Here is a 13,321-nt window from a genome sequence, read left to right as displayed (position 1 = left end):
AGAGGGACGGACCTCCAGGTTTGGTTGAAATTATGTTAGCCCCTCCGCCTTGAGGTCATTGCTTTCCACTATATTCACCCAAGGACTTCGATTTACGGCTGCATGCTTCCATAGCCGTTAAAATGGCTCCTTTAAAATTATTTTTTTCCAGAACCGATACCGCTTCAATCGTTGCTCCTCCTGGTGAGCAAACGGCATCCTTCAGTTCTCCTGGGTGAGTGCCCGTTTCGAGAACCATTTTGGCTGCTCCAAGTACAGCCTGCGATGCAAGCTGATAGGCCTGCTTACGGGGAATGCCTTGCAGAACCGCTCCATCAGCCAGAGCTTCTATGAACATAAACACATACGCGGGAGAAGATCCGCTTACTGCAGGAATGGCATCCATCAAGCTTTCCTCTACCATTTCAGCCTTTCCGAAGCTTTCTAAAATGGCTTGTACATCTGCAAGATCTTCTTCGGTTACTTCATTATTTACACAATAGGCTGTCGTACCTTCACCTACAAGAGACGGGGTATTAGGCATGGTCCGGACAATTTTCATTGATTCAGAAAGCTGACTCTCCATCCAATCAATCGTGATACCCGCTGCAATGGTAATGACGATGACATCCTCTTTCAGGGAATTCTTTGTCGATTCGATAATGCTCCGATATTGGTCAGGTTTCACGGATAAAAACAAAATATCCGAAAAGGCTGCTACACTTCTATTATCACTGGTAACCCCCACTCCAAATTCCCCTGCTACTTTTTCCAGCGTATCCTGAGTTCTGGCACTGGCTTTAACCGCATGTTTATCCACCAATCCAGACCTCAGTATGCCCCCCATAATCGCTTGTGCCATATTTCCGCATCCTATAAATCCAATGGTTTTATCCATTTCTTCACCTCATCAGTTTGTATGTAAACAGTCTTTAGCATCATACCAAAATTATCTTCACATATAAAATAAACGCCATTAAAAAAGGCTCAAAGGACAAGCCTTCAAACCTTTCCCTTATTCCACCAGCTTCCCGCAATGGAGACAAAGAGATTTTTGATAATCTTTTGGAATCTTCCTCTGGCAATGATTGCATGTCTTCACATACACAGGTTGATCAAATAAATCCTCAGACATACCATACCCACTCTTAAAGGTCGTCCTCATAAGGCGGACTAACAATCCGATGATCACACCAGTAATAAGCAGTGCCCAAATCATTTTGCTCTCGCTTTTTCAATAATTTCGCCGTAGTCCAGATCGACGATTGGTTCATCATGGAGCAATCTGTCCCTGATCTGAGAAAGAAGCGACTCCTCGACCTCCGATAAATTCTCAAGATCCCACTTTTTATGGAATACAGAATACAGTGTTAAATCTCTGAGCAACAGGAAATGAGAGATCCGTTTCACCCATTCTTCCTCTAAATCACACTCCGTTAAATAACCTTTTAAAAATGAAACGAGAAACCTTTCGCCAAATTGACTGCGGGTATCTAAGTCCTCATTCCGAAGCTTCCACCACACGGAATAGTAAAGAGGGATGGCCACGTCACTGATAAAAAAGAACTGTGTACTATCGTCAAAATCAAACACATGAAGATCACCCTCATGGTAAAAGAAGTTCCCTGGATGGATGTCTGAGTGAATCAGCCCAAAAGTATCTTTGGTTTCCACAAAGCTTCTAATCGTCTCCATGTTTGTTTGAGCAGCTTTAAGGATGTACCTGTCTTCCACAGATAAATATTTCTTATAGTCCAGCACATCGTCCTGATCCCAGCGATGGCGGTTGACATCCTCTCCATATTTCTTTGTTACCCGGTGCATATGCCCAGTCATTTCCCCCCATTTATAAAACAGTTCATCATCGAACAACGGATCAGTTACTTTTACTGGACTGCCTGGAGCTTTATCAAACAAACACACATAGAAATACGTGTCTCCTGCTTTGATGACTTCTACGAGCTTTCCTTTATCAGAATGATTGACTAAAGATACATTCACTCCGTGTTTATGTAAGTAGTTAATCCATTTCAGTTCAGCTTCCACTTCTCTTTCTGAACGATGAGAACTGTGAGTGAGGCGGAGGATATAAGGGATGTCTCCCTTATGCACCTCATACACATAATTTTCAAAGTCACCGAGTTTCTTCGCTTGAGCCGTATTACAGCCAAATCGTAAGGCAGCTTCAGCCAATAGTTTCTCTGTAAAAAGTTCTTCTATCCACTTTTCCATCGTACCTTCTCCTACTCTATTTCAGTATTGAGTTCCTATCTCGAAAGAGCTACTCGGTAAGGAAACAGCTCTGCTGTCATGATTCCTTCTTTTACCGCAGGATCTTCCTTCATGAACGCTTTGGCCTTTTCCGCATCTACCGCTTCAAAAATAACAATTCCAAAAGCATTTTCTTCTTCATTCAATGTTCTGCCGGCAAGGATAACCACTCCAGAGTCCGTAAGCTCCTTTAGCCTCTCAAAATGACGTTGAACAATCCCCTCATCCCCGGTTGTCCAATTTTCTTCCTTATGTAAGCGCTGAATCAGCTTTAATACATAGATAAATTCCATCGTGAATCAACCTCCTTCTCCCTATATATACGACTTCTCTTCCCAAGATTCCTTTATAAGCAAAAAAGCTGTTCAATATACTCAACAGCCTTCTTTAGATTATATAAAAATGAACGATATCTCCTTCAACCTGAGCTCCACCTAGCCTTGCTGCTTTCAAAGGGTACCCTCAATTAAAGAATGGGGGATACGAGTGAATATCAGATGTTTTCACGATATGAATTTCCTTTCTTACATTGATGGAAGCATAGAATACCTCATCGATTGCCGTGAATCCCACTTTTCGCATTTCATCCCGAACCCATTTTTCCTCCACGTTTAATTTATCTAATACGCCCGTATGCAATACGCCGTCTACAATAAGAGGAAATGCAAGGCTCGTCCGCTTCATCACTCCCGCATCCTCCACTGTAACCGTTTGTTTCGGGGGAATCTTATGAATCGATAAACTTCCATTCGATTCAATGATTCCAATCTCCACATCTTGCAACGAGAAGACTTCTTTCTCCCGAAGAAGCATCAGGATATTATCAATCGTATAACCGGTTTTCTTTAAGTCTTCTTTTAGAACCTGACCGTTTTCAATCACGACAGTAGGCTCAAAGGAAAGCAGTTTGCCTACTTTTCTTGAGGAGACTTTCATTTTGGTCAAGATCTTTTGTAATATGCCGATTAGAATCATTGCGACGATCGTATGGATATGTTTGATGTCAGGATCCGCAATATCCGCACCTACAACAGAACCAAACACGAGGACCACTAAAAAATCAAATACAGGCAACTCCCCAATTGAACGTTTCCCCATATATAATGTGACAAAAATCATAAATGGAAGTATCGTAAAGATTCTTAAAACCACGATACCTAAGTCTTTAAAATCAACCATGAGCTATTCAAATCCTTTTTGAGTCTGATAGGGATAGTTTCCCCTATCACAGAACAAACATGAAGGTTGTTTGCATATAAATTAAAAGAACCAACCGAATAGGCTGGTTCTTTTAATCAGTTATCTTCTGAAATGTAATTTCCTTTTCCCTCATCAAATACTGCAAAGCTGTCCGGAATGTGAGGAAGCTTTTAATCCCCTTAAGCTCTCTCACCCCTGAATTGATCATCACTTGTGTAAGTGCAGGCGTAAATCCGACAAAAAGGGGTTCGATTCCCATTAATCCAATTGCCTTGGCCATGTTATGGATATAAGTGCCGAAGATGTCCATTTCCCCGATTTCTTTTTCTGATATGGCTGAGAAATCTACAATGATTGTGTTGATGTCCCCACCGTACGAGACGTCTAATATCCTGGAAATGATTCTTTCAAAACGTTCAGGACTAAGTCTGCCGGTTATGGGGATCAAGATGGTTTCCGGGACGATCGATGGGATAATAGGTGCTGAGATATCCATGATTAGCTGTTCTGATTGAATCAGCTGTTCTTTTAATTCTTTAATTTCATTCTTTAGTTGTTGAATTTCTTGCATTTCATCTGTCATGATAAACCTCACCGCTTATAGAATGTTTTAATAGTACCTCTCTCTATTCTAGCACTATGCATATAGAATAACCTAATATTTTCATATGTAAGTAGATAAGCAGAAGACAGTGAAAAACCAGCCTCATCGGCTGGTTTTTCTCAAGCGAATGCTTTTTCCTGCTCATTGTGGAAGAAACTTTTCATGGCATGGAATACATCTGCTTTTTGTTTGAGAATGTAATAACGGAAATCGTCGTTTTTAATATTTTTATAGGCTGACATTAAGGTGGAGTGGCGGTTATACTGGTTCACTTCCCCGTAACCGAACATGCTGGATACTTTCATTAATTCTTCTACAAGCTTCACGCATCGTACGTTATCAGACGTCAAATTATCCCCATCAGAGAAATGGAACGGATAAATATTATATCGGCTTGGAGCGTACTTTCCATCGATTAGTTCCAACGCTTTGCGATAAGCAGATGAACAGATGGTTCCTCCACTTTCCCCTTTCGAGAAGAAGTGCTCTTCTGATACCACTTTGGCCTCGGTATGATGTGCGATGAATTCAATTTCTACGGTTTCATATTTTGTTCTCAAAAAACGTGTCATCCAGAAGAAAAAGCTTCTTGCCATATATTTCTCCCATACTCCCATGGATCCACTCGTATCCATCATAGCCAATACGACCGCTTTTGATTCAGGCTTTAATACTTCATTCCACGTTCTGAACTTCAAGTCTTCGGTATATATCGGATGAAAGCTTGGTGCTCCTTTCATGGCATTCCTCTTAAAGGCAGACATCATCGTCTTCTTTTTATCTATATTCCCCATTAGGCCTGTTTTACGGATATCGTTGAATTCAATGTGCTCGACGGTTTGAACATCTTGCTCCTTCTTCTTTAGGTTCGGAAGTTCCAATTGGCTAAATAAGGCTTCTTCAATCTCGAGCATCGACACTTCTGCTTCATAGTAATCTTCACCGGCTTTATCTCCGGCCCCTTGACCTTTTCCAGGACCCTGCTGCTGCGGTGAGCCGTCTCTTGCAATAACGTCTCCTACCTGACTTTCACCGTCACCTTGCCCCACGTGCTTATTCTTATCATAGTTATAACGAATTTTATATTCATCTAAAGAACGAATCGGGATCTTGACGACGTCTCGACCATTTGACATGACAATGTTTTCTTCCGTAATCAAATCAGGTAAGTTGTTTCGAATCGCATCCTGTACTTTCTCTTGATGTCTTTGTTGATCATCGTGACCTTTGCGGTGGAGGGCCCAATCTTCCTTGGAAATGACAAACTGATGATTATCCATTTGACTCAAATTATTCCCCTCCTTAAAGTTTTTTCACATTTTTTCATTCTCCTGCATACACTATGTTGACTGTCTAAACTGCATGTATCCCATGAAGTGAAACGGGGATTACTCTATCCTATGCAGAAGTATTGATAAATTTACAAATAATTTCGACAATTAATCGTTCTTTTATGGTTGGACGAGCCTATTTTTCTGACAGGTTATGTGATGTCCGTGAATGACCGATTTCCTCAAAAAAAAATAACCAGGCAGAATCACCTGATTAAGCTTCTTCTTCATATTGAGCCGGGTCTGATACTCGATTGTGTATCTTTAATTCGCCACTGGAACGTAATTTTTCCATCTGCTTCCCTAGCTTGATGACTTCCTCCATATTGGAGGCCATACTTCCGTTAAGAGGTTCTGCTTCTTCTCGACGATGAGGTTTAGAAGACATCCTCTTCACCCACTTTCATTTAAGATAATGGGCCCAGCTCTCTATCTATAGACTATTATATTCAGAGTTTTCCGTCAACTATTCCTTGTCTTTCTCTTTAAATTGAACAGGATCCGGCTGCTTTTTGTCCTCTTTCAGCTCTTCATTCGTTCTTAGCTTGTCCATTTGCTTTCCCAGCTGCTCTATCTCTTCCATATCAGATGCCATGGAGCCATTTTCAGGTTCATAGTTTTTATCCAGTTCATGTTTGTATTTGCTCATAACTTTCACCTCTTGGCTACTACTTTTCCCTTTACGAGAAAAAATAAACCAAATAGAAAAATCGGAAGGTGTGTTTGGCACCTTCCGATTTCTTTGTTTTTATCGATTCAACAGGCTGCCCACATAGCGTAGTAATTCGTTGGCGGATGTTGAGTTGTAGCCATGTTCATCGATGAGGCGGGCAACCACTTCGTTGACTTTCTTCAGCTGCTGTTCGTCTGGCGTTTTCGAAGATGTCGTGATTTTCACAACGTCCTTCAAGTCAGCGAATAGCTTCTTCTGAATGGCTTCTCTCAAGCGATCATGTGAATTGTAGTCGAAACGCTTCCCTTTACGGGCATAGGCAGAAATACGGATAAGAATTTCTTCACGGAATGCTTTCTTTGCATTTTCTGAAATGCCAATTTGTTCTTCAATGGAACGCATCAGCTTTTCATCCGGATTGATTTCTTCACCGGTTAATGGATCATGAAGCTTCGCCTTATTGCAGTAAGCTTCAACGTTATCAAGATAGTTATCCATAAGCGTTTTCGCAGACTCTTCATATGAATACACGAAAGCTTTTTGAACTTCTTTCTTGGCAATATCATCATATTCCTTACGGGCGAGGGAGATAAAGTTCAAATACTTATCACGAAGTTCATTCGTAATTGATGGATGTTGATCCAGTCCTTCTTTCAATGCACGAAGAACGTCTAAAGCGTTAATGGTCGGGATCTCTTTCCGAATGATCGTAGACGAGATTCGGTTAATGACATACCGCGGATCGATTCCACTCATTCCTTCATCCTGGTATTCCTTCTTCATTTCATCCACATCTGCAGAGTTGAAACCTTCGACATTTTCGCCGTCGTACAAGCGCATTTTCTTGATTAAATCAATATCACCGCGCTTTGGTTCCTTCATTCGGGTCAAAATGGTGAACATCGCCGCTACCCGTAACGTATGAGGAGCCACGTGGACATTCGACACATCACTTTCGTTAATCATTTTCTCATATATTTTCTCTTCCTGGGTAACCTTCAGGTTATAAGGAACCGGCATGACGATAATACGGGAGTGTAAGGCTTCATTCTTTTTATTTGCAATGAAGGATCGATACTCAGTTTCATTCGTATGGGCCACAATTAGCTCATCAGCCGAAATCAGTGCAAACCGCCCTGCCTTGAAGTTTCCTTCCTGAGTAAGAGATAATAAGTGCCATAAGAACTTTTCATCACACTTCAGCATTTCCTGGAATTCCATCAATCCACGGTTCGCTTTATTTAACTCACCATCAAATCGGTAAGCTCTCGGATCTGACTCAGAACCAAACTCGGCAATCGTGGAAAAATCGATACTTCCCGTTAAATCGGCGATATCCTGTGATTTTGGATCAGATGGACTGAACGTACCGATTCCTACACGTTTATCTTCAGAGAAAAAGACTCTTTCGACCTGAACGTCTTCTATGCGGCCATGGTATTCTTTCTCCAAACGCATAGTATTTAACGGAGAGAGATTTCCTTCAATGCGAATGCCATATTCGTTGTAAAAATCTTCACGTAAATGTTGTGGAATCAGATGCAATGGATCTTCGTGCATCGGGCAGCCTTTGATTGAAAAGACGCCTCCTCTTTCTGTCCGGGAATATTGTTCCAGCCCGCGTTTCAGCATGGAAACAAGGGTTGATTTCCCTCCACTGACTGGCCCCATCAGTAATAAGATTCTCTTCCTTACATCCAATCGTTTCGCAGCAGGGTGAAAGTATTCTTCAACGAGTCTTTCCAGCGCCTCTTCTAAGCCAAATAATTGATTGCTGAAGAATTTATACTTTCTTTTCCCTTCGACCTCTTCAACTCCGGCATCCTTAATCATATTAAAGACTCTTGAATGAGCGGATTGCCCAACCCAAGGCTTCTCTTTCAGCAGGTCTAAATACTGAGCAAACGTCCCTTCCCATTTCAGTTTCTCTTCTTCTTCTCGGTAATGTTCGATTTTTTTTAAAATATCCATAAGGACCTCCCCCTGTCGCTTAATGAGAGACGATTAATATACTGTATGCGCTTGTTCACCTGAACATGTTAACAAGATATATTTATTGCAGACAAAGGTTCGGTATTCACTATGAATAAAATCGTTTCATTATCAATTCGTCAACCTGTCACAGATCATCAAAAAATTAACCGATTTCATTCACATCAAATAAAAAATAGGCTATACTAAAGACAGACTGTGGAATAAGTGAAACTGGGAGGTTACCAAACATGGGTACTATAATGATTATAGGTGTATCTTTAGCGTTCTTAGTAGCGATTTTCACTGCTGGATATAATGATAAACCCGGCTCCAACTAATTCATAAACTAAAAAAACTGGCCAAGGCCAGTTTTTTTAGTTATTACGCCATATTAAATTAAGACCAATTACCACAACTGTCCCTACGATCAAACCATTACTCATTACAATTTGAAGCGAACTCGGAAGATCTTCGAAAAGATCCGGAGATTGAAAGAAGAGACTTGTGCCGCCCAAAAGTGAAATACCAATGATTGATAACTCCCTTTGGTTCAACTCAATAGAAGTAATCTTTTTTAAAGAAATGATAAACATATTCACAATTGTCGAAAGCAACGCTGCACTTGCGACAGCTACAGGCAAAGTGGACACTACATGCACCACTTGTGGCATAAAGGATATGAGTAATAAACTGCCTGCTGCTATAAGAAATGGAAGACCATTTCTTTGTTTCGTCGTTTGTACGAAACCTGATGTAACCGGCAAGGGCACAATGGCAAGGGCAGAAAAAACGGACGATAACCAATGATTGATTCCTCCGACGACAAACCCTCTTCTTATACTGTCTTGCTTATTGATTTTCTTTCCATCAAATACCTCATACATCGAATCAATGGCTGCAATATTGTTTAGAATCAGAGTTAAAGAAAACAGAATAGTAGCAGTGATGATATTACCATTGATTGCAGGTGGTCCCCATGAAAATAGTTCTGGTAAAGCTACACCATTAAGATCCCTCTGTCCAATAGGGTTGGAAGCCCCACCGGACATGGCGAACACACCCCAGCCAACAATGATGCCGATCAAAAGTGAAAACTGCTTTCCCCATCCTCTTGCTTTAATTGACAGAATTACAATAAAGATAAAAACGAAAATGGCCAGCATCGTCAGTTTCCAATCAACGTTCCCTTCTTCTTGAACGATCATCCCCTTAAAAAAGATGCCACTAAGCTGAATCGCTAGAAGAAACAAAAAAACACCTGAAACTAAAGGTGGAAATACTCTTTGGTAAAATGATTTGTTTTTCACTAATCCCATTAGGAGCAGAATACATCCTGCTAAAGCAAGTGATCCCATGCCAAGGGATAGTGATTCTTCAACAGAAAGACCAATTTGCTTAGAAAAGCCCGCCAAAATAACAAAGACACTTACCCAGGATCCAGCTGGTCCTTCAATAATCGGAAGGGAATGTCCAATTACTATCTGAAGAATGGAGCCGAGAGCCACCAGGAAAAGCGTTCTTTGCATTAACCCTGATATCTCGATCTCACTTAATCCAAACACACTACCAATTACAATCGGAAGAGCAATCGACGTGCCAATCAAAAACATGAGCCATTGGAAGCTTTGCATAGTTATTCTTACGGACTGCCCTTTGCATTTCATGATACTTTGACCGCTCCGGCTGTAAGCAGCATCTCCTCAATTTCATCAAATCCTCTTTCCTTGGCATGCTCAATTGGTGATTTTCCTTCCTGATCAGGTATCGTTACATCGGCACCATACTCGATTAATGTAGCAATAATCTCTTGATGCACCTTTCCTCCATCACTCAATACAATGGCTTCCATCAAGGCTGTCCAGCCAAGGTCATTTACATGATTGATATCGACATTTGTTTTTTCCAGTAGAAGTTTGACCGTCTCACCGTGGCCTTTTTCCGCAGCTGGAATTAGCGCAGTTCCGCCATATCGATTTACTAAAGCAGGATCTGCTCCTGCTTCGATCGTGAGAAGCAGAATGTCATTCATTCCTTCTGCACCAGCATACAGGAAGGGATTGTTTTTTAATTCATCCTTAACATGAATATTAGCTCCCCTATCAATAAGCAAACGAACCATATCCGGATTATTTTGATACGTCGCAAGCATTACTGGAGTTCTACCGAGGGCATCCTGTTGATTAATATCGGCACCTTCATCAATTAACGTTTCAACCTCTTCAATATATCCTTCTTTTATATAGGTGAAAATCACTTCTTTTTCCTCCTCTTGAGCATTAGGCGAACATCCCGCTAGAGTACTGATAAAGATTGCAATGAGCATCTTCTTCATTTTCACTCCCCCTAACAACTTTTAGGGTATCACGGCCAAATATATATGTATAATATATATTAAATTATATTATTATATATTTATTGTATAAGAGAGGTCGTTACCATGCTGGACATTAAACAACTGCGCTACTTCATGGCGATTGTGGAAGAAAAAACAATACTGGCTGCAGCAAAGCGACTACATATGTCTCAGCCTCCCCTAAGTCAGCAACTGCGCACGATGGAAGAGGACCTTGGTGTGAGCTTGTTTGACCGGAGGGGGAGGAAATTGTTGATTACAGAGGCTGGTAGAGCCCTTTATCAGCATGCTTATCAGACAATCAAGCTGCTGGAGGCTGCAGAAGCTGAAGTCAAAGAAATTGGTTCCGGGGAAAAAGGCAAACTGAGGATCGGTGTAAATACACTATCTGACATTGATTTACCACATATTTTAACAGAGTATGAAAAGAACTTCCCGAACATCACCTATAATATCCATCAAAACGAATCTTCTCAGCTCATTCATCTTTTAGAATTACGGGAGATTGATGCTGCTCTGATTCGACTGCCATTTTCTGCAGACAATATGGTGAAGGTGGTCCTCCAAAATGAGCCCTTTTATTACATTACGAGTGTTCCGACTTCGAGCCATGACACGATTAGATTAGAGGATATTGTTCACCACCCATTAATCCTTCCAAGTACGCAAAGTTTAGGATTGTACGAAATGATTGTTCAGTCATTTATTTCAATCGGGTTAACGCCAAATGTAAAGGCGGAATGCTCGGATACTGTCCTCCTGGCCAATCTTGTGGAACAAGGATTCGCTTCCTCTATCGTCCCCCATAGTGCTCTGCAGGTATTTAAGTATAAAGATGTTCAACTGTTGGAAATCGAGAACATGAACAAAGCAAGCTACGGTATCGTGTGGAAAAAAGACTTCTATTTGCCCAAAACTACGAGGGAGTTTATCCGGTTAGTCACAATACATTTTCAAGTCGAGCTCTCTGAGATGGAATAAGAAAAAGCCCGAAGAGGAATTGTAGAGAGACCTAATAATATGAGACTGAATAAAACACCTTCAAGTAGTAAATAATTCATTTACATTTGGAGGTGTTTTTTCTATGGGTAATAAAATGTCCTATCCAGAAGAAGTTAAGAAAGAAGTTGTCCGTTTAAAATTAGAAGGTAAACATTCAAATCAAGAGCTAATGGAGATGTTCGGGATTAAGAATCGATCTCAGATTAAGACCTGGGTGAAATGGTTCAAGAATGGTGAGGCTCATCGTTTTGCTCAACCTCTTGGTAAACAATATTCTTNTCACTATAAGGATTTTGTCGAAACATGAAGGATTGATGATCGGAAAGATTTAGTTGGGTTTTGGGATACCATCACGGGTTTTTAAATACCTAACATCAAGTACGAATGCATAATAAAAAACCAGAAGCCAATGTAGAGAGACCTAATAATATGAGACTGAATAAAACACCTTCAAGTAGTAAATAATTCATTTACATTTGGAGGTGTTTTTTCTATGGGTAATAAAATGTCCTATCCAGAAGAAGTTAAGAAAGAAGTTGTCCGTTTAAAATTAGAAGGTAAACATTCAAATCAAGAGCTAATGGAGATGTTCGGGATTAAGAATCGATCTCAGATTAAGACCTGGGTGAAATGGTTCAAGAATGGTGAGGCTCATCGTTTTGCTCAACCTCTTGGTAAACAATATTCTTATGGGAAAGGTCCTAATGATGAAAGTGAACTAGCCCAGTTACGAAAGAAAGTTGCTTATTATGAAATGCGTGAGGAATTGTTGGGAAAGTACAGGGAAATCGAAAGGAAGTGGTCCCAGAAGTATTCGTACAGACCGTAGAGATGTTTAAACATAAATATACCGTTATTGCCCTTTGTGAATGCTTTGGAGTGGCAAAGGCTACTTATTATCGTTGGCGGGGAAAGTCATGGGGCCCATCAGAATTGGAGAAGAAAATCATTGATATTTGCGGGGATTTGAAATTTCGCATCGGGCACCGGATGGTTCGTGATCTCTTGCGTAAAGAGCACAAACTCAAAGTCAATCGGAACACTGTACAACGAATTATGCAGAAATTTAATATTCAGTGCCGTGTTAAACCGAAAAGACAAAACTATATAGCTGGGGAAAGTAAAATCGTGGTGCCGAATTACTTAAACAGAGAATTCCATGCATCTAAGCCAAGTGAAAAATGGGTTACAGATATTACCTATCTTCCTTATGGTGAGAAAATGTTATATTTATCAACGATTATGGACTTGTTTAANCATCGGGCACCGGATGGTTCGTGATCTCTTGCGTAAAGAGCACAAACTCAAAGTCAATCGGAACACTGTACAACGAATTATGCAGAAATTTAATATTCAGTGCCGTGTTAAACCGAAAAGACAAAACTATATAGCTGGGGAAAGTAAAATCGTGGTGCCGAATTACTTAAACAGAGAATTCCATGCATCTAAGCCAAGTGAAAAATGGGTTACAGATATTACCTATCTTCCTTATGGTGAGAAAATGTTATATTTATCAACGATTATGGACTTGTTTAATAACGAAATTCTTGCTTACACCATTAGTGATAAACAAGATAAAGCTCTAGTGCTAGATACGTTAAAGAGAGCGTGTGAAGGTCGTGATGTATCTGGATGCATCCTTCACAGTGATCAAGGGTCTCAATATACATCGTATGATTTTCAGGAAGACGCAAAAAAAAGAGGCATTATCACAAGCATGTCCCGACGAGGAAACTGCTTTGATAATGCCGTCATCGAATCCTTCCACTCCTCTTTAAAGTCAGAAGAATTCAGCCCTCTGGATCGAGGGAAACTAACCAACCATACAGTACGAAAGAAAATAGAATCGTACATGTATTATTATAATTATTGTCGTCCTTTTACAAAATTAAACTGCCAGACTCCGGTAGAATTTAGAGTCAAGGCAGCTTAGG

The 13,321-nt window shown here is 40.5% G+C and carries 13 protein-coding genes and 3 pseudogenes; 4 read left to right on the top strand and 12 right to left on the bottom strand.

Annotation, left to right across the window (positions count from 1 at the left end):
- Window positions 1–55 precede the first annotated feature (55 nt).
- The 12 genes from proC to F0342_RS05410 form a co-directional block, all read right to left on the bottom strand.
- A complete protein-coding gene (gene proC / locus F0342_RS05460) occupies window positions 56–877 on the bottom strand; it encodes a pyrroline-5-carboxylate reductase (protein ID WP_149155000.1) in 822 nt (273 codons plus the stop codon).
- Window positions 878–917: 40 nt separating this feature from the next.
- Window positions 918–1,064 (bottom strand): hypothetical protein, encoded by a 147-nt coding sequence (locus F0342_RS25140; RefSeq protein ID WP_223145701.1) that lies wholly within the window; start codon window positions 1,062–1,064, stop codon window positions 918–920.
- A 130-nt stretch (window positions 1,065–1,194) separates the two neighbouring features.
- Entirely contained in the window at window positions 1,195–2,211 is a 1,017-nt protein-coding gene (locus F0342_RS05455) for a phosphotransferase enzyme family protein (protein ID WP_149154999.1), read from the bottom strand.
- A gap of 35 nt (window positions 2,212–2,246) precedes the next feature.
- Window positions 2,247–2,543 (bottom strand): YciI family protein, encoded by a 297-nt coding sequence (locus F0342_RS05450; RefSeq protein ID WP_149154998.1) that lies wholly within the window; start codon window positions 2,541–2,543, stop codon window positions 2,247–2,249.
- A gap of 169 nt (window positions 2,544–2,712) precedes the next feature.
- Window positions 2,713–3,429, bottom strand: coding sequence for a DUF421 domain-containing protein (locus tag F0342_RS05445; protein ID WP_149154997.1), 717 nt, complete (start codon window positions 3,427–3,429; stop codon window positions 2,713–2,715).
- Window positions 3,430–3,541: 112 nt separating this feature from the next.
- Entirely contained in the window at window positions 3,542–4,033 is a 492-nt protein-coding gene (locus F0342_RS05440; RefSeq protein WP_149154996.1) for an STAS domain-containing protein, read from the bottom strand.
- A gap of 140 nt (window positions 4,034–4,173) precedes the next feature.
- Complete coding sequence (gene yhbH, locus F0342_RS05435) at window positions 4,174–5,334, bottom strand: sporulation protein YhbH (protein ID WP_395940666.1); 1,161 nt, start codon at window positions 5,332–5,334, stop codon at window positions 4,174–4,176.
- Between the two features lie 265 nt (window positions 5,335–5,599).
- Window positions 5,600–5,773 (bottom strand): hypothetical protein, encoded by a 174-nt coding sequence (locus F0342_RS05430; RefSeq protein WP_149154994.1) that lies wholly within the window; start codon window positions 5,771–5,773, stop codon window positions 5,600–5,602.
- A gap of 78 nt (window positions 5,774–5,851) precedes the next feature.
- Window positions 5,852–6,034 (bottom strand): hypothetical protein, encoded by a 183-nt coding sequence (locus tag F0342_RS05425; RefSeq protein WP_149154993.1) that lies wholly within the window; start codon window positions 6,032–6,034, stop codon window positions 5,852–5,854.
- Window positions 6,035–6,133: 99 nt separating this feature from the next.
- Window positions 6,134–8,029, bottom strand: a complete 1,896-nt coding sequence (locus F0342_RS05420; protein ID WP_148968241.1) for a PrkA family serine protein kinase — start codon at window positions 8,027–8,029, stop codon at window positions 6,134–6,136.
- A 377-nt stretch (window positions 8,030–8,406) separates the two neighbouring features.
- Window positions 8,407–9,696: a purine/pyrimidine permease gene (locus F0342_RS05415; protein ID WP_149154992.1), complete on the bottom strand. Its 1,290-nt coding sequence runs from the start codon at window positions 9,694–9,696 to the stop codon at window positions 8,407–8,409.
- Entirely contained in the window at window positions 9,693–10,364 is a 672-nt protein-coding gene (locus tag F0342_RS05410; RefSeq protein ID WP_149154991.1) for an ankyrin repeat domain-containing protein, read from the bottom strand. The genes F0342_RS05415 and F0342_RS05410 overlap by 4 nt, the downstream gene beginning before the upstream one ends.
- Before the next feature lie 105 nt (window positions 10,365–10,469).
- Here F0342_RS05410 and F0342_RS05405 point away from each other — a divergent pair, with 105 nt between their 5' ends.
- The 4 genes and pseudogenes from F0342_RS05405 to F0342_RS05390 all read left to right on the top strand — a co-directional run.
- Window positions 10,470–11,366, top strand: a complete 897-nt coding sequence (locus F0342_RS05405) for a LysR family transcriptional regulator (protein ID WP_262481652.1) — start codon at window positions 10,470–10,472, stop codon at window positions 11,364–11,366.
- A 103-nt stretch (window positions 11,367–11,469) separates the two neighbouring features.
- Window positions 11,470–11,664: pseudogene (locus F0342_RS05400) on the top strand (transposase); the annotation flags it as partial.
- A gap of 216 nt (window positions 11,665–11,880) precedes the next feature.
- Window positions 11,881–12,629 (top strand): annotated as a pseudogene (locus F0342_RS05395) (IS3 family transposase); the annotation flags it as partial.
- A 16-nt stretch (window positions 12,630–12,645) separates the two neighbouring features.
- A pseudogene (locus tag F0342_RS05390) lies at window positions 12,646–13,320 on the top strand (IS3 family transposase); the annotation flags it as partial.
- Window position 13,321: the final 1 nt, after the last annotated feature.

The organism is Bacillus sp. CH30_1T (assembly GCF_008364765.1).
GTDB lineage: Bacteria > Bacillota > Bacilli > Bacillales > Bacillaceae_B > Rossellomorea.
This window is presented reverse-complemented; position numbering and strand designations above follow the sequence as displayed.